This is a genomic window from Streptomyces sp. NPDC003284 (genome assembly GCF_053589675.1).
The window spans coordinates 155556-171631 of sequence record NZ_JBSFSI010000007.1 but is presented as its reverse complement, the minus strand read 5'-3'; the positions used below and the strand labels follow the sequence as shown (position 1 = coordinate 171631).

Here is a 16076-nt window from a genome sequence, read left to right as displayed (position 1 = left end):
CGTGCGCGTACTCGTCGTCGAGGACGAGCAGCTGCTCGCCGATGCGGTGGCCACCGGACTGCGCCGGGAGGCCATGGCCGTCGACGTCGTGTACGACGGCGCGGCCGCCCTGGAGCGCATCGGCGTCAACGACTACGACGTGGTCGTCCTGGACCGCGACCTCCCGCTGGTGCACGGCGACGACGTCTGCCGCAGGATCGTCGAGCTGGGCATGCCCACGCGCGTACTGATGCTCACCGCCTCCGGCGACGTCAGCGACCGCGTCGAGGGCCTGGAGATCGGCGCCGACGACTACCTGCCCAAGCCCTTCGCGTTCAGCGAGCTGACGGCACGCGTGCGTGCCCTCGGCCGGCGCACCAGTGTGCCCCTGCCGCCCGTCCTGGAGCGCGCCGGGATCAAGCTCGACCCCAACCGCCGCGAGGTCTTCCGCGACGGCCGGGAGGTCCAGCTGGCGCCCAAGGAGTTCGCCGTGCTGGAGGTCCTGATGCGCAGCGAGGGCGCGGTCGTCTCCGCCGAGCAGCTCCTGGAGAAGGCCTGGGACGAGAACACCGACCCGTTCACCAACGTGGTCCGGGTCACGGTGATGACCCTGCGCCGCAAGCTGGGCGAACCCCCGGTGATCGTCACCGTGCCCGGCTCCGGCTACCGGATCTGATCCGCCGTGGCCGCGACGCCCGCGCCGCCCCAGGCGCCCCCCAAGCCCACCTGGGACCCCCGGCGGCCCGAGCCGCCCTTCCCGTGGCTGCGCCCCACCATCCGGATACGGCTCACCCTGCTGTACGGCGGCATGTTCCTGATCGCCGGGATCCTGCTGCTGTCGATCATCTACCTGCTCGCCGCCAACGCGCTGAACGTGGGCAGCAAGCTGCCCTTCGAGATCGTCTCCGGGGGAGTCTCCAGCAATACGTGCAACCTCCCGTCCTCGGCCCCGGCCGGGGAGCTCAACCGCGCCCTGAACGACTGCGTGAACCTCCAGCGCGAGCACGCCCTGAACGACCTGCTCAGCCGCTCGCTGCTGGCCCTGCTCGGGCTCGCCGTGATCGCCTTCGCCTTCGGCTACGCCATGGCCGGCCGGGTGCTGGCCCCGCTGGGCCGGATCACCCGCACCGCGCGCGCGGTGGCCGGCTCCGACCTGTCCCGGCGGATCGAGCTGGACGGCCCCGACGACGAGCTGAAGGAGCTGGCGGACACCTTCGACGACATGCTGGAGCGGCTCCAGCGCGCCTTCACCGCCCAGCAGCGCTTCGTGGGCAACGCCTCGCACGAGCTGCGCACCCCGCTCGCGATCAACCGCACCCTGCTGGAGGTGCACCTGTCCGACCCCGGGGCGCCCGTGGAGCTCCAGCAGCTGGGCAAGACGCTGCTGGCCACCAACGAGCGCAGCGAGCAGCTCGTGGAGGGCCTGCTGCTGCTCGCGCGCAGCGACAACCAGATCGTCGAGCGCAAGCCGGTGGACCTGGCCGAGGTCGCCTCCCGGGCGATCGACCAGGTGCACGCGGAGGCCGAGGACAGGGGCGTGGAGCTGCGCGGCGAGCGCAAGCCCGCCGTCGTCCAGGGCAACGGCGTCCTGCTGGAGCGGATCGCGCTGAACCTGGTGCAGAACGCGGTGCGGTACAACGTGGCCGAGGACGGCTGGGTGGAGGTCACCACCGATGTGCAGCACGGCCAGGCCGTCCTGGTCGTCACCAACACCGGACCGGTCGTCCCGGCCTACGAGGTGGACAACATCTTCGAGCCGTTCCGGCGGCTGCGCACCGAGCGCACCGGCAGCGACAAGGGCGTCGGCCTCGGCCTGTCCATCGTGCGCTCGGTGGCACGGGCGCACGGCGGGCACATCGCGGCCCAGCCGCGCGAGGGCGGCGGCCTCGTGATGCGTGTCACCCTGCCGGTCTGAGATCATGACCTCCGCACGGAGGATGTTCGCTGTGCGCGGAATTTCCGGAGGCTCTCACCAACCTCTTGCTGTGTGATCGATCACATGGGCGGATTTCCGGCCACCTACCGTCAGTGATCATGAAGCTTGGTGAAAAGTCCGGAAAGTCCGGGTTTTCAGGGGTCCTGATCACGGGAAGTACACGGTGAGACCGCTTTGAAGTGCGGCATTAGGACCGTGTACGGTCCCCATCGCCATCCAAGCCGATCACTCTTGAGGAGTCCGGTTGGGTGTCGATTGAGTAACAGACCTTGATGTGAGGCAAAATCTCCGCCTCAGGTCGGGCACAAGTCCGGCCTCTCACGCGTTACGTGCGCTGGAGACACCGCAGACACCCAGAGGGGGAGAGCGACACATGGCAACCGATTACGACACTCCACGCAAGACCGACGACGACGTCGACTCGGACAGCCTGGAAGAGCTGAAGGCCAGGCGGAACGACAAGTCGACCTCCGCTGTGGACGTCGACGAGTTCGAGGCCGCCGAAGGTCTCGAACTGCCCGGCGCCGACCTGTCCAACGAGGAACTGGCCGTCCGGGTGCTGCCCAAGCAGCAGGACGAGTTCACCTGCATGAGCTGCTTCCTGGTGCACCACCGCAGTCAGCTGGCCCGGGAGAAGAACGGTCAGCCGATCTGCCGCGACTGCGACTGAGGCAGGGTCGGCCGTGACCGGCTCGACCCCTCCTTGGAAGCGCCGCTTCTCCCACGGGGGAGCGGACCCGGAGCCGTCCGGCGGCTCCCACGGCGCGCGTGACCACGAGCGAGGCCCATCCCGTCCGTCCGACCGGACAGATGCGACAGCATCGACGGGATCGGCCTCGCTCGCGCAGGTGTCCGGACGTGATGATCAGGCCGCCCCGGCGGCTCGGCCCGCGCCGCTCGCCCGCCGCCGTATCGCGGTGCTCCGCGACCGGGCCGGCGAGGCCGCGAGGAACGGCGTCCGCAAGAGCGGCAGCCGGGCCAGAGCGGCACTGTCCCACCTGGCCGACCGGATCATCGCCCTCGCACCCCGCGTCCCGGTCCGCGACCTCGACACGCTCCGCAGGCAGTTCCCCGGCCTCGGACCCGAGGAACTGGCGGACAAGCTCGTCGCGGGCGCCGCCCACGCGACCTCCACCGTGGGCGCCGGCATCGGCGCGGTCGCGATGCTCCCCGTACCGCCCGCCATGCCGACCGAACTGGCCGCGGAGATCACCGGCGTCGCCGCGATCGAACTCAAGCTGATCGCCGAACTCCACGAGGTCTACGGTGTACGGCCGCCCGGCGGACTCGCCGTCCGCAGCACCGCGTACCTGTCCTCCTGGTCGGGGGAGCGCGGCATCGACGTCACCAGGCCGTCCACCGTCGATTCGGCCCTCGGCGGCCAGATGAAGCGGCGGCTGCGCCAGCAGATCATGAAACGCATGGTCCGCGACCTGCCGAACCTGATGCCCTTCCTGGTCGGTGCCGCCGTCGGCGCCGTCATCAACCGGCGCGACACCAAGAGACTCGCGGCCCTCGTCCGCGCCGACCTGCGCAAGATCCAGGTCCCCTGGGACCGGCTGCCCGCGCTGCCGCCCCTGGACGCCCCCGAGGGCCCCCTCCCGCTGGACGAAGGCCCGGAGCAGCAGCAGTCCTGAGCACGCCCCGCCGCGCGCGGAAGGCCGGAAAGCCGGGGAAAGCCGAGAAAAGCACGGAGACCGGCCTCGTACGCCCTCGGAGGCTCGCCTGGGCCCGTACCGGCCCGGGGCCGCTCCGGACGCTCCAGGGCCGCGCCGGGACGCCCAGGACGGGCCCGCAGGCGCGGTCGCACCCCCGGGGAAACGCCCCCCCCGCGTGGGCTCCGCGCGCTACGCGGCCGTCGTCCCCCCGGCCTCCGCACCGGACGCGGCCGTCCGGGCCGCCCGCAGGGCCTCCGCCAGCAGCTGCGGCTCCCGCGTCGACAGATACAGGTAGGGCGTCGGGTCCTCCGGGTCGGTGACCTCCACCCGCAGCGCCGTGGGGATGTAGGCGCGCAGCAGCAGGAACGCCCGGGTGTCCGCCTTGTACGTGCGCCAGGCCCGCGCCTCCTCGGCGTCCAGGATCTCCGCCTCGCCCAGGGCCGTGACCGGCACCTTCGCCTCGCCCGCGATCAGCGAGCCGCCCACGACCCGGATGCGCACCGAACCGTAGGAACTGGCCACCACCGCCGCGACCGCGGTGCCGCCGACCAGGCCGCCGAGCAGCGGCAGCGTGCCGAACGGAAGCAGGATCAGGGCGCACGAGACACCGATCAGGAAGCTGATCAGCCACCAGGAGCGGGGCGCGGTGAGGCGTTCTTCGTACGGCTGGGCGGAGAGCTGCATGAAACCAAGCTTGGCACGGTGCCCTGCCGACGCCGACGCGCGGGTAAGGTCTGCGCCTGTGAGTGGTAGTTCCGCAGCCCTTCAGCCCCCCGCCGACGCGGTGAAACCCGTACGGCATCCCGACGCCCCCGCGCCCGGAGAACTCCTCGGCGCGCACTACGGCGGGTGTTTCGGGTGCGGCGGCGACCAGCCGCACGGACTGCACCTGGAGGCACGCGCCGGGGAAGGCGTCCGCATCACGGCCGAGTTCACCGTGCAGGCGGCCCACCAGGGCGCCCCCGGCCTCGCGCACGGCGGAGTCCTCGCGACCGCCCTGGACGAGACCCTCGGCTCGCTGAACTGGCTGCTGCGGACCGTCGCCGTGACCGGACGCCTGGAGACGGACTTCCTGCGGCCCGTCCCGGTCGGCACGACGCTCCACCTGGAGGCCGAGGTCGTCGCGGTGGCCGGCCGGAAGATCTACTCGACGGCCACCGGCCGGGTCGGCGGTCCGGACGGGCCCGTCGCCGTGCGCGCCGACGCCCTGTTCGTCGAGGTCAAGATCGACCACTTCGCGCAGCACGGCCGCCCGCAGGAGATCCGGGCCGCCATGGAGGACCCCGACCAGATGCGCCGCGCCCGCGCCTTCGAGGTGAACCCGTGAACCGGACGACGCCCCCCGCGCACCCCGCCGGCCGTGCGCCCCTGGACGTGCTGATCCGCCGGGTCGACCCCGACGTACCGCTGCCCGCGTACGCGCAGCCGGGCGACGCGGGCGCCGATCTGCGCACCACGGACCCGTGCGAACTGGCCCCCGGCGAGCGGGCCGTTCTGCCCACGGGAGTGTCCATCGCCCTCCCCGAGGGGTACGCGGCCTTCGTGCACCCCCGGTCCGGCCTGGCCGCCCGGTGCGGTGTCGCCCTGGTGAATGCCCCAGGGACGGTTGATGCCGGGTACCGTGGGGAGATCAAGGTGATCGTGGTGAATCTCGACCCGCGCGAGTCCGTGCGGTTCGAGCGCTTCGACCGGATCGCCCAACTGGTCGTCCAGCAGGTCGAGAGGGTCCGCTTCCAGGAGGTGGCGGAACTTCCCGGCTCGGCGCGGGCCGAGGGGGGCTTCGGGTCCACCGGTGGCCATGCCTCGGTGGGCGGTGAGAGCGGCACAAGCGGCCGGGCTGCCAGAAGCGGCCCGGCGGGTGGGAATCGATACGCTTCGGTCGTATCCGACCGGGAAGGACAGTGACGTGTTCGGACGTCGCAAGAAGAAGGGTGCCGCCGAGGACGCGGCCGGCGAGGCCGAGCAGGTCGTCGACAGCGTCGGCACCGAGGCGGACGAAGAGGAAGAGACCGAGCGCGAGCGGGTGCGGCTCGAACCCGAGCCCCGCCCCGACGGCCCCTGGGACAGCTCCGAGGTGAGCGACCCGGACGAGGGCCGGGTGGACCTGGGCGGTCTGCTCGTGCCCGGCGTGGACGGCATGGAGCTGCGGGTCGAGGTCGCGGGCGACGCGATCGTCGCGGCGACCGTCGTCCTGGGGGACAGCGCGGTCCAGTTGCAGGGCTTCGCCGCACCCAAGCGCGAGGGCATCTGGGGCGAGGTGCGCGAGGAGATCGCCACCGGCATCACCCAGCAGGGCGGCATCGTCGACGAGACCGAGGGCCCGCTCGGCTGGGAGCTGCGCGCCCAGGTCCCGGTGCAGCTGCCGGACGGCACGGGCGGCTTCCAGGTGGTGCGGTTCGTCGGTGTGGACGGCCCCCGCTGGTTCCTGCGCGGAGTGATCTCCGGGCAGGGCGCGGTGCAGCCGCAGGCCGCCGGACTCCTGGAGCAGATCTTCCGGGACACGGTCGTGGTCCGCGGCGAGGGCCCGATGGCGCCCCGCGACCCGATCGTGCTGAAGCTGCCCAACGACGCCCAGATGGTCCCCGAGGGCGTCCAGCAGGACGAGGGCCAGTCCCGCTTCTCCGGCGGCATGGGCCAGCTCCAGCGCGGCCCGGAGATCACCGAGGTCCGCTAGGCACGTCCCCGCGAGACCGCGGGACACCGAGGGCCGCACCCCGCCGGGTGCGGCCCTTCGCGCGCCCGTGGTCTCCCGCACGCCCGTGAGCACCGGTTTCGCGGCCCGGGGAAACCCGTGAGGGCGCCCCGGGAAAACCCGTAACGAACGGAAACCAATACGGGACGCCGTCCGTTCAGGGATTGATCGGGACGGCCGCCGCTCGTGATACTGGCGCACGGTCCACGGGGGAGCACAGCGGGGAGGGCACATGAGCCAGGTCGCCACCGAGACGATGGTGCGCGTGGAGGACGTCCACAAGTCGTACGGGCAGGCCGCCGCCGCGGTGCACGCCCTGCGCGGGGTCTCCTTCGAGGTGCCGCGCGGCGAACTCGTCGCGCTCAAGGGCCGTTCCGGCTCCGGCAAGACCACCCTGCTCAACATCGTGGGCGGCCTCGACGCACCGGACCGCGGCCGGGTCCACGTCGACGGCCGCGACCTCTCCGAGCTGGGCGAGGACGGCCTGCTCGCGCTGCGCCGGGACCGCGTCGGCTTCGTCTTCCAGTCCTTCGGCCTCATCCCCATCCTCACGGCCGCGGAGAACGTGGGCGTGCCCCTGCGGATGCGCCGCGCCGACCCGCGCGAGCGCGAGGAGCGCGTGGAGCTGCTGCTCTCCCTCGTCGGCCTCGCCGACCACGCCGGGCAGCGGCCCGGTGAGCTCTCCGGCGGCCAGCAGCAGCGCGTCGCCATCGCCCGCGCCCTGGCCAACGACCCCGCGCTGCTCATCGCCGACGAGCCGACCGGCCAGCTCGACGCGGAGACCGGCCTCGCCGTGATGGAGCTGCTGCGCGCCGTCGTGCACAGCCAGCAGGTCACCGCCCTGGTCGCCACCCACGACCTCACCCTCCTCGACCTGGCCGACCGGGTCCTGGAACTGCGCGACGGCGAGATAGTCGAGCACTGAGCCGACCGGCCTCCCGGCCGCCCGCCCACCCCGCGCCTCACCTCGCGCCTCACCCCGCATCTCACTCAGCGTCACCGCCGCTCCCACAGGCAGCCCCCTGCCACACCCGCACCAGGCCCCGCGCCCCGCGGGCTTCCCCCAGGTCGCGTCAGAGTTGCGTCAAGGACCGTCCCGGGCCGCGGCCCGGATCCTCCCGCCGCGATTCTTGGCCGTAAGGTCGACGCAGCGTGCACGGTGTGACAGGAAGACAATGAGGTCATGGGACGCGGCAAGCTTCGGATCTACCTCGGTGCGGCACCGGGCGTCGGCAAGACCTACGCGATGCTGGCCGAGGCGCACCGCCGGGTGGAGCGGGGCACCGACTGCGTCGTCGCGTTCGTGGAGCACCACGACCGGCCGCGCACCGAGGTGATGCTGCACGGCCTGGAGCAGGTGCCGCGCCGGACGCTGGAGCACCGCGGATCCGCCTTCACCGAGATGGACGTCGACGCGGTGCTGCGCCGCGCCCCCGCCGTCGCCCTGGTGGACGAACTGGCCCACACCAATGTCCCCGGCTCCCGCAACGCCAAGCGCTGGCAGGACGTGGAGGAACTGCTCGCCGCCGGTGTCGACGTGGTCTCGACCGTCAACATCCAGCACCTGGAATCACTCGGCGACGTCGTCGAGTCGATCACCGGAGTGCGCCAGCGCGAGACCGTCCCCGACGAGGTGGTGCGCCGCGCCGACCAGATCGAACTGGTCGACATGTCGCCGGAGTCGCTGCGCCGCCGGATGGCGCACGGCAACATCTACCAGCCCGACAAGGTCGACGCGGCCCTGTCCAACTACTTCCGCCCCGGCAACCTCACCGCCCTGCGCGAGCTGGCCCTGCTCTGGGTGGCCGACCGGGTCGACGAGTACCTCCAGCAGTACCGCAGCGAGCACCGCGTCTCCAAGATCTGGGGCTCGCGCGAGCGGATCGTGGTGGGCCTGACCGGCGGCCCCGAGGGACGCACCCTGATCCGCCGCGCCGCCCGGCTGGCCGAGAAGGGCGCGGGCGGCGAGGTCATGGCCGTCTACATCGCCCGCAGCGACGGACTCACCGGCGCCTCCCCGAAGGAGCTGGCCGTCCAGCGCACCCTCGTGGAGGACCTGGGCGGCACCTTCCACCACGTCGTCGGCGACGACATACCGGCCGCCCTGCTGGACTTCGCGCGCGGGGTCAACGCCACCCAGATCGTGCTGGGCTCCTCCCGCCGCAAGACCTGGCAGTACGTCTTCGGACCCGGCGTCGGCGCCACGGTGGCCCGCGAGTCCGGCCCCGACCTCGACGTGCACATCGTCACCCACGGCCAGATCGCCAAGGGCCGCGGCCTGCCCGTGGCCAGGGGCGCCCGGCTCGGCCGCGCCCGGATCGCCTGGGGCTGGGTGATGGCCCTGGCCGGCCCGGTGGCCCTCGCGCTGCTGCTCAGCACCGTGGACCTGGGCCTGGCCAACGACATGCTGCTCTTCCTCGCCCTGACGGTGGCCGCGGCCCTGCTCGGCGGCCTGCTGCCCGCGCTCGGCTCGGCGGCCCTCGGCTCCTTCCTGCTGAACTACTTCTACACACCGCCGCTGCACCGGCTGACCATCGCCGACCCCAAGAACATCGTCGCCATAGCGATCTTCGTCGGCGTCGCCGTCTCCGTCGCCTCGGTGGTCGACCTGGCGGCCCGCCGCACCCACCAGGCGGCCCGGCTGCGCGCCGAGGCCGAGATACTGTCCTTCCTCGCGGGCAGCGTCCTGCGCGGCGAGACCAGCCTGGAGGCGCTGCTCGAACGGGTGCGCGAGACCTTCGGCATGGAGTCCGTGGCACTCCTCGAACGCAAGAGCGACGTCGACCCCTGGACCTGCGCCGGGCGGGTCGGCACCGACCGGCCGCTCCAGCGCCCCGAGGACGCGGATGTGGACATGCCGGTCGGGGACCACATGGCGCTCGCGCTGACCGGGCGCGTCCTGCCCGCCTCCGACCGCCGGGTGCTCGCCGCCTTCGCCGCCCAGGCCGTCGTCGTCCTGGACCGCCGCCGGCTCCAGGAGGAGGCCGACCAGGCCCGCGCCCTGGCCGAGGGCAACCGCATCCGCACCGCGCTGCTGGCCGCCGTCAGCCACGACCTGCGCACCCCCCTGGCCGGGATCAAGGCCGCCGTCTCCTCGCTGCGCTCCGAGGACGTCGAGTGGTCCGAGGAGGACCGGGCCGAACTCCTGGAGGGCATCGAGGAGGGCTCCGACCGGCTCGACCACCTCGTGGGCAACCTGCTGGACATGTCCCGTCTCCAGACCGGCACCGTCACCACCCTCATCCGCGAGATCGACCTCGACGAGGTGGTGCCGATGGCGCTGGGCGGGGTGCCAGAGGACAGCGTCGGCCTGGACGTCCCCGAGACGTTGCCGATGGTCGCCGTGGACGCCGGGCTGCTGGAACGCGCCATGGCCAACATCATCGAGAACGCCGTGAAGTACAGCCCGGCCCACACCCCGGTCCTGGTGTCGGCCAGCGCGATCGCCGACCGCGTCGAGGTGCGGGTCGTCGACCGCGGCCCCGGCGTGCCCGACGAGGCGAAGGACCGTATCTTCGAGCCCTTCCAGCGGCACGGCGACGCCCCGCGCGGCGCGGGCGTCGGCCTCGGCCTCGCGGTGGCCCGCGGCTTCGCCGAGTCCATGGGCGGCACGCTCGCCGCCGAGGACACCCCCGGCGGCGGCCTCACCATGGTCCTCAGCCTGCGCGCGGCGACGGCCCGCGCCGCGACGGAGCACACCGGGCCGCCCCCGCCCGGCACCGGCACCGGCGCCCGGCCGGACTCCGGCCCCGGCACCGGATCCGGCCCCCCGGACCCCGTACCGCGCCGCGCCGAGCGGACGCCCCGCGCGGGCAGCTCCGTACCCCAGGACCCCGTACCCCAGGACCCCGGACACCCGGACCCCGTACACCCAGAAAGGCAGGTTTCATGACCAGGGTGCTGGTGGTCGACGACGAACCGCAGATCGTGCGGGCCCTCGTGATCAACCTCAAGGCGCGCAAGTACGAGGTCGACGCCGCGCCCGACGGCCGTACCGCCCTCGACCTCGCCGCCTCCCGCCACCCCGACGTGGTCGTCCTCGACCTGGGCCTGCCCGACATGGACGGCGTCGAGGTGATCCGGGGCCTGCGCGGCTGGACCCGGGTCCCGATCCTGGTGCTGTCCGCCCGGCACTCCTCCGACGAGAAGGTCGAGGCGCTGGACGCGGGCGCCGACGACTACGTCACCAAGCCCTTCGGCATGGACGAGCTGCTGGCCCGGCTGCGCGCCGCCGTCCGCCGGGCCGAGCCCGTGGGCGGCGGCGAGGACGACGTCACCACCGTGGAGACCGCGCAGTTCACCGTCGACCTCGCCGCGAAGAAGGTCAACCGGGGCGGCAAGGACGTACGGCTGACCCCGACCGAGTGGCACCTGCTGGAGGTGCTGGTGCGCAACACCGGCCGCCTGGTGAGCCAGAAGCAGCTGCTCCAGGAGGTGTGGGGGCCGTCGTACGGCACCGAGACGAACTACCTGCGCGTCTACATGGCCCAGCTGCGCCGCAAGCTGGAGGCCGACCCCTCGCACCCCGCGCACTTCCTCACCGAGCCGGGCATGGGCTACCGCTTCGAGAAGTGAGCGCGGTTACGGTCCTGTCGGCCCGCCCCGGTACCCTTCAGACATGAGTGCCGTTCCCCGATCCGAGAAGCCCGCGGGCCGGTTCCGGCGCATGCTCGACCGGCTCTCCTCCTCGCAGGAGGACCTGGAGTCCGAGGAGCTGCGCGAGGACACCGAGACCGCCGGCTGCACCCGCATCGGTGACTGCCACGACCGCCAGGTCGTCACGGTTACTGGTACCTTGCGCACGGTCACCCTGCGCCCGCGTGCCGGAGTCCCCGCCCTGGAGGCGGAGCTGTTCGACGGTTCCGCCGCCCTGGACGTGGTGTGGCTCGGCCGGCGTTCCATCGTGGGTATAGAACCGGGGCGCAAGCTGATCGCATCGGGCCGGATCTCCATGAGCCGGGGCCGCCGGGTGCTGTTCAACCCCAAGTACGAACTGCGACCCCTCGGACGGGAGTAGCCCGTGACGTCACTCGACAAGCCGACCGAAGAGACGACCGCCACCGACGACTCGAGGGCGGTGACGGAGGCCGCGCTGTTCGAGGCGTTCGGCGGGGTCCGGGGCATGGTGGAGACCGTGCTGCCCGGCCTGCTCTTCGTCAGCATCTTCACCGTCAACAAGGACCTGCACTGGTCGGCCATCGCCGCCCTCGCGGTCTCCGTGGTGCTGGTCGCCGTCCGGCTGGTGATGCGGGACACCGTCAAGCACGCCTTCAGCGGCGTCTTCGGCGTGGTCTTCGGTGTCGTCTTCGCGATGATGACCGGCAACGCCAAGGACTTCTATCTGCCGGGCATGCTCTACACCCTCGGGCTGAGCCTCGCCTACATCGTCACCGCGCTGGCCGGTGTGCCGCTGATCGGACTGATCCTCGGCCCGGTCTTCAAGGAGAACCTCTCCTGGCGGACCCGCAACCCCGGCCGCAAGAAGGCGTACACCAAGGCGAGCTGGGCCTGGGGCCTGATCCTGCTCGCCAAGTGCGCGATCCTCTTCCCGCTGTACTGGTGGGCCGACACCACCCAGCTCGGCTGGATCCTGGTCGCCCTGAAGATCCCGCCGTTCCTGCTGGCGGTCTGGCTGACCTGGGTGTTCCTGGCGAAGGCGCCCGCGCCCATCGACGTGTTCGCGGAGATGGAGGCGGAGGAGCAGGCCGAGAAGGCCGAGAAAGAGGCCGAGGAGGAGCGCAGGGCCGCCCTGGCGGCCGAGACGACGGGCCCCGAGGGCGACACGTCCCCGGCGGCGGGCCGCCACCGCCGCGGGGCGTAGCACGTCGGTGGGGGCGCCCGGAGATCTCCGGGCGCCCCCACCGACGTACCACCGCTCACGCGCGACGGCCGAGAGGCCGCCCTAGCTCTCGGCGTCCTCGCGCCGCCGCTTCGACAGCAGGTCCTCCAGCTGCTCCTCGCGGGCCTGTGCGGCCACGAACAGGAGTTCGTCACCGACCTCCAGCGAGTCCTCCTGCGACGGGGTGAGCACCCGGGTGCCGCGGATGATGGTCACCAGGGAGGTGTCCTCGGGCCAGTGCACGTCACCGACCTGGATCCCGGCAAGCGCCGACTCCTCCGGCAGCGTCAGCTCGACCAGGTTCGCGTCGCCGTGGCTGAAGCGCAGCAGCCGCACCAGGTCGCCGACGCTCACCGCCTCCTCGACCAGGGCCGACATCAGCCGCGGCGTGGACACAGCGACGTCCACCCCCCACGCCTCGTTGAACAGCCACTCGTTCTTCGGGTTGTTCACCCGGGCGACGACGCGCGGCACGCCGTACTCCGTCTTCGCCAGCAGCGAGACGACCAGGTTGACCTTGTCGTCGCCCGTCGCGGCGATCACCACGTTGCAGCGCTGGAGCGCCGCCTCGTCCAGGGACGTGATCTCGCAGGCGTCGGCGAGCAGCCACTCGGCCTGCGGGACGCGCTCGACCGAGATGGCGGTCGGCGCCTTGTCGATGAGAAGGACCTCGTGGCCGTTCTCCAGCAGCTCGCCCGCGATCGAGCGTCCGACCGCGCCGGCACCGGCAATGGCGACCCTCATCAGTGACCGCTCTCCTCTTCGGGGCCCTCGGCGAACGCCGCCTCGACCTTGTCCACGTCGTCCGTCCGCATCATCACGTGCACGAGGTCGCCCTCCTGGAGCACGGTCTGCGAGGAGGGCAGCATCGCCTCGCCGAGGCGGGTCAGGAACGCCACCCGGACGCCCGTCTCCTCCTGGAGCCGGCTGATCTTGTGACCGACCCACTGCGGAGAGGTGTGCACCTCGGCGAGCTGGACCCCGCCGGTGGGGTCGCGCCACAGCGGCTCGGCGCCCGAGGGCAGCAGCCGGCGCAGCATCTGGTCGGCGGTCCAGCGGACCGTGGCCACCGTCGGGATGCCGAGACGCTGGTAGACCTCGGCACGGCGCGGGTCGTAGATCCGGGCCGCGACGTTCTGCACGCCGAACATCTCGCGTGCCACCCGGGCCGAGATGATGTTCGAGTTGTCGCCGCTGGAGACCGCCGCGAAGGCACCGGCCTCCTCGATGCCCGCCTCGCGCAGGGTGTCCTGGTCGAAGCCGATCCCGGTGACCCGGCGGCCGCCGAATCCCGGTCCCAGCCGGCGGAAGGCGGTGGGGTCCTGGTCGATCACGGCGACCGTGTGCCCCTGTTGCTCCAGGGTCTGGGCGAGAGCGGAACCCACTCTCCCGCAGCCCATGATGACGATGTGCACGACCGTCCTTCCGGTGTCAACAGCTACTGCTCAGCCCCATCAGGGTCTCAGACAGAGGGACAAGCTACACATGCGCGGTCCGGGGTGTGCACCCCCCTGCCGCATGCCGGACGGACGGCGGCGCCGGGACCCCTATTCCACCTCGGAAGGAGGACGCCTGGTGATGCTGCGCACGCTGCACGCGGTGAGGAATCCGAGGCCGAGCAGCGCGAGGGCCGCGCCGATCAGCTCCGCGAACGGGGGCATGGGACCTCCGGAGGGTCGGCGGCGGCCGAAGAGGGGCTGAAGAAGGCCGAATTCAGTCATCTAGGCACGGCCCCGCCCCCACCTGCGGAATCCGCAGCCTCCGCCGTCCCCGTTTTCACTCGTGAGGCAGATCTCGGGTGGCAGGTGGGCGAGCCCCTGTTCGACGGCCTACGATCCTCTGTTGTGTCCAAACTGACCGACGTGCCCAAACGCATTCTGATCGGGCGCGCACTGCGCAGCGACCGGCTGGGGGAGACCCTCCTGCCCAAGCGCATCGCACTCCCCGTCTTCGCCTCCGACCCGCTGTCGTCCGTGGCGTACGCTCCCGGCGAGGTGCTGCTGGTCCTGTCCATCGCGGGCGTGTCGGCGTACCACTTCAGCCCCTGGATCGCGCTCGCGGTCGTCGTGCTGATGTTCACGGTGGTCGCCTCCTACCGGCAGAACGTCCACGCCTACCCCAGCGGCGGCGGCGACTACGAGGTGGCGACGACCAACCTCGGCGCCAAGGCGGGCCTGACGGTCGCCAGCGCCCTGCTGGTCGACTACGTCATGACCGTGGCCGTCTCGATCTCCTCCGGCATCGAGAACCTCGGCTCCGCGATCCCCTTCGTCGTCGAGCACAAGGTGCTCTGCGCGGTGGTCGTGATCGTGCTGCTGACCGTGATGAACCTGCGCGGCGTGCGGGAGTCGGGCACGCTGTTCGCCATCCCGACGTACGTCTTCGTGGCCGGCGTCTTCATCATGATCATCTGGGGTGCGTTCCGCGGGCTGGCCCTCGGGGACACCATGCGGGCACCGACGGCCGACTACCACATCAAGGCCGAGCACCAGGGGCTCGCGGGCTTCGCCCTCGTCTTCCTGCTGCTGCGCGCCTTCTCCTCCGGCTGCGCCGCCCTCACCGGCGTCGAGGCCATCTCCAACGGCGTCCCGGCCTTCCGCAAGCCCAAGTCCAAGAACGCGGCGACCACGCTCGCGATGATGGGCCTGCTGGCCGTGACCATGTTCTGCGGCATCATCGTGCTGGCCATGACGACCAAGGTCCACATGGCCGAGAACCCGGCCGCCGACCTGCTGCACAACGGCAACCCGCTCGGCTCCGGCTACGTCCAGAACCCGGTGATCTCCCAGGTCGCCGAGGCCGTCTTCGGCAAGGGCAGCTTCCTGTTCGTCGTGCTCGCCGCGGCCACGGCCCTGGTCCTCTTCCTCGCGGCCAACACGGCGTACAACGGCTTCCCGCTCCTCGGCTCCATCCTCGCCCAGGACCGCTACCTGCCCCGCCAGCTGCACACCCGCGGCGACCGCCTCGCCTTCTCCAACGGCATCGTCCTGCTCGCGGGCGCGGCGACGCTCCTGGTCGTCGTCTACGGCGCCGACTCGACGCGGCTGATCCAGCTCTACATCGTCGGTGTGTTCGTCTCCTTCACGCTCAGCCAGATCGGCATGGTCCGGCACTGGAACCGCCATCTGGCCGCCGAGCGCGACCAGGCCAAGCGGCGCCACATGATCCGCTCGCGCGCCATCAACGCCTTCGGTGCCTTCCTCACCGGTCTGGTGCTGGTGGTCGTCCTGCTGACCAAGTTCACCCACGGCGCCTGGGTCGCGCTGCTCGGCATGTGCATCTTCTTCGCGACGATGACGGCCATCCGCAAGCACTACGACCGCGTCTCCGAGGAGATCGCCGCCCCCGAGGGCCCCAGCGACGACCTCGTGCGCCCCTCCCGCATCCACTCGGTCGTCCTGATCTCCAAGATCCACCGCCCCACCCTGCGCGCCCTGGCCTACGCCAAGCTGATGCGCTCGGACACCCTGGAGGCGCTCACCGTCAACGTCGACCCGGCCGAGACGAAGGCGCTGCGCGCGGAGTGGGAGCGGCGCGGCATCGACGTCCCGCTCAAGGTCCTCGACTCGCCCTACCGCGAGGTCACCCGGCCGGTCATCGAGTACGTCAAGAACCTGCGCAAGGAGTCCCCGCGCGACGCGGTCTCGGTGATCATCCCCGAGTACGTCGTCGGCCACTGGTACGAGCACCTGCTGCACAACCAGAGCGCGCTGCGCCTGAAGGGCCGGCTGCTCTTCACGCCCGGTGTGATGGTCACCTCGGTGCCCTACCAGCTCGCCTCCTCCGAGGCGGCGAAGGTACGCGCCCGCAGGCGCCAGGACTGGAGCGCGCCCGGTGCGGTGCGGCGCGGCCCGGCGCAGGTGCGCAAGGAGTCGTCGAAGGAGCCGAAGGAGTCCCCGGCGTCCAAGGGCTGAGGGTCTCCTTGCCGGGGCGCTCCGTCGCCGGGCGTCCCGGCCGCGTGGTGAACGGCCG

At 71.8% G+C, this 16076-nt stretch carries 16 protein-coding genes; 13 read left to right on the top strand and 3 right to left on the bottom strand.

Annotated features, from left to right (window positions below; translation table 11 throughout):
• Position 1: 1 nt before the first annotated feature.
• From ACWDYF_RS17460 to ACWDYF_RS17445, 4 genes are all read left to right on the top strand, one after another.
• Positions 2–655 carry a response regulator transcription factor gene (locus ACWDYF_RS17460; RefSeq protein WP_018564589.1) on the top strand — a complete coding sequence of 218 codons (654 nt, stop codon included), beginning with the start codon at positions 2–4 and terminating at the stop codon, positions 653–655.
• Between the two features lie 6 nt (positions 656–661).
• Positions 662–1894: a sensor histidine kinase gene (locus tag ACWDYF_RS17455; RefSeq protein ID WP_389468697.1), complete on the top strand. Its 1233-nt coding sequence runs from the start codon at positions 662–664 to the stop codon at positions 1892–1894.
• Positions 1895–2288: 394 nt separating this feature from the next.
• Entirely contained in the window at positions 2289–2585 is a 297-nt protein-coding gene (locus ACWDYF_RS17450; RefSeq protein ID WP_005481602.1) for a DUF4193 domain-containing protein, read from the top strand.
• Positions 2586–2598: 13 nt separating this feature from the next.
• Positions 2599–3552 carry a hypothetical protein gene (locus tag ACWDYF_RS17445; RefSeq protein ID WP_389468694.1) on the top strand — a complete coding sequence of 318 codons (954 nt, stop codon included), beginning with the start codon at positions 2599–2601 and terminating at the stop codon, positions 3550–3552.
• 210 nt (positions 3553–3762) lie between these two features.
• On the opposite strand, the gene ACWDYF_RS17440 is transcribed toward ACWDYF_RS17445, so the two are convergent.
• On the bottom strand, positions 3763–4257 hold the full coding sequence (locus ACWDYF_RS17440) for a DUF3093 domain-containing protein (RefSeq protein WP_037889116.1): 495 nt from the start codon (positions 4255–4257) through the stop codon (positions 3763–3765).
• A gap of 58 nt (positions 4258–4315) precedes the next feature.
• Between ACWDYF_RS17440 and ACWDYF_RS17435 the strand changes: the two genes are divergently transcribed.
• The 8 genes from ACWDYF_RS17435 to ACWDYF_RS17400 all read left to right on the top strand — a co-directional run bounded on the left by ACWDYF_RS17435 (position 4316) and on the right by ACWDYF_RS17400 (position 12086).
• A complete protein-coding gene (locus ACWDYF_RS17435) occupies positions 4316–4900 on the top strand; it encodes a PaaI family thioesterase (protein ID WP_026251991.1) in 585 nt (194 codons plus the stop codon).
• A complete protein-coding gene (gene dut, locus ACWDYF_RS17430) occupies positions 4897–5478 on the top strand; it encodes a dUTP diphosphatase (RefSeq protein WP_018564584.1) in 582 nt (193 codons plus the stop codon). The genes ACWDYF_RS17435 and dut overlap by 4 nt, the downstream gene beginning before the upstream one ends.
• Position 5479: 1 nt before the next feature.
• A complete protein-coding gene (locus ACWDYF_RS17425) occupies positions 5480–6247 on the top strand; it encodes a DUF3710 domain-containing protein (protein WP_018564583.1) in 768 nt (255 codons plus the stop codon).
• A 250-nt stretch (positions 6248–6497) separates the two neighbouring features.
• Positions 6498–7190 (top strand): ABC transporter ATP-binding protein, encoded by a 693-nt coding sequence (locus tag ACWDYF_RS17420; protein WP_389468689.1) that lies wholly within the window; start codon positions 6498–6500, stop codon positions 7188–7190.
• 258 nt (positions 7191–7448) lie between these two features.
• On the top strand, positions 7449–10157 hold the full coding sequence (locus tag ACWDYF_RS17415) for a sensor histidine kinase (protein ID WP_389468686.1): 2709 nt from the start codon (positions 7449–7451) through the stop codon (positions 10155–10157).
• Positions 10154–10840, top strand: coding sequence for a response regulator (locus ACWDYF_RS17410; protein WP_018564580.1), 687 nt, complete (start codon positions 10154–10156; stop codon positions 10838–10840). Before ACWDYF_RS17415 ends, ACWDYF_RS17410 begins: the two co-directional genes overlap by 4 nt.
• A gap of 43 nt (positions 10841–10883) precedes the next feature.
• Complete coding sequence (locus ACWDYF_RS17405) at positions 10884–11282, top strand: OB-fold nucleic acid binding domain-containing protein (protein ID WP_078509722.1); 399 nt, start codon at positions 10884–10886, stop codon at positions 11280–11282.
• Positions 11283–11285: 3 nt separating this feature from the next.
• A complete protein-coding gene (locus ACWDYF_RS17400; protein WP_389468681.1) occupies positions 11286–12086 on the top strand; it encodes a DUF3159 domain-containing protein in 801 nt (266 codons plus the stop codon).
• 81 nt (positions 12087–12167) lie between these two features.
• Here the strand turns inward: ACWDYF_RS17400 and ACWDYF_RS17395 are convergent, their stop codons facing one another.
• Together ACWDYF_RS17395 and ACWDYF_RS17390 are read right to left on the bottom strand one after the other, a co-directional pair.
• On the bottom strand, positions 12168–12848 hold the full coding sequence (locus ACWDYF_RS17395) for a potassium channel family protein (RefSeq protein ID WP_389468677.1): 681 nt from the start codon (positions 12846–12848) through the stop codon (positions 12168–12170).
• Positions 12848–13519 (bottom strand): potassium channel family protein, encoded by a 672-nt coding sequence (locus tag ACWDYF_RS17390; RefSeq protein WP_018564576.1) that lies wholly within the window; start codon positions 13517–13519, stop codon positions 12848–12850. Before ACWDYF_RS17390 ends, ACWDYF_RS17395 begins: the two co-directional genes overlap by 1 nt.
• A 429-nt stretch (positions 13520–13948) precedes the next feature.
• On the opposite strand from ACWDYF_RS17390, the gene ACWDYF_RS17385 reads away from it, so the two are divergent.
• Positions 13949–16018 (top strand): APC family permease, encoded by a 2070-nt coding sequence (locus ACWDYF_RS17385; protein WP_389468674.1) that lies wholly within the window; start codon positions 13949–13951, stop codon positions 16016–16018.
• The last annotated feature ends 58 nt before the right edge of the window (positions 16019–16076 follow it).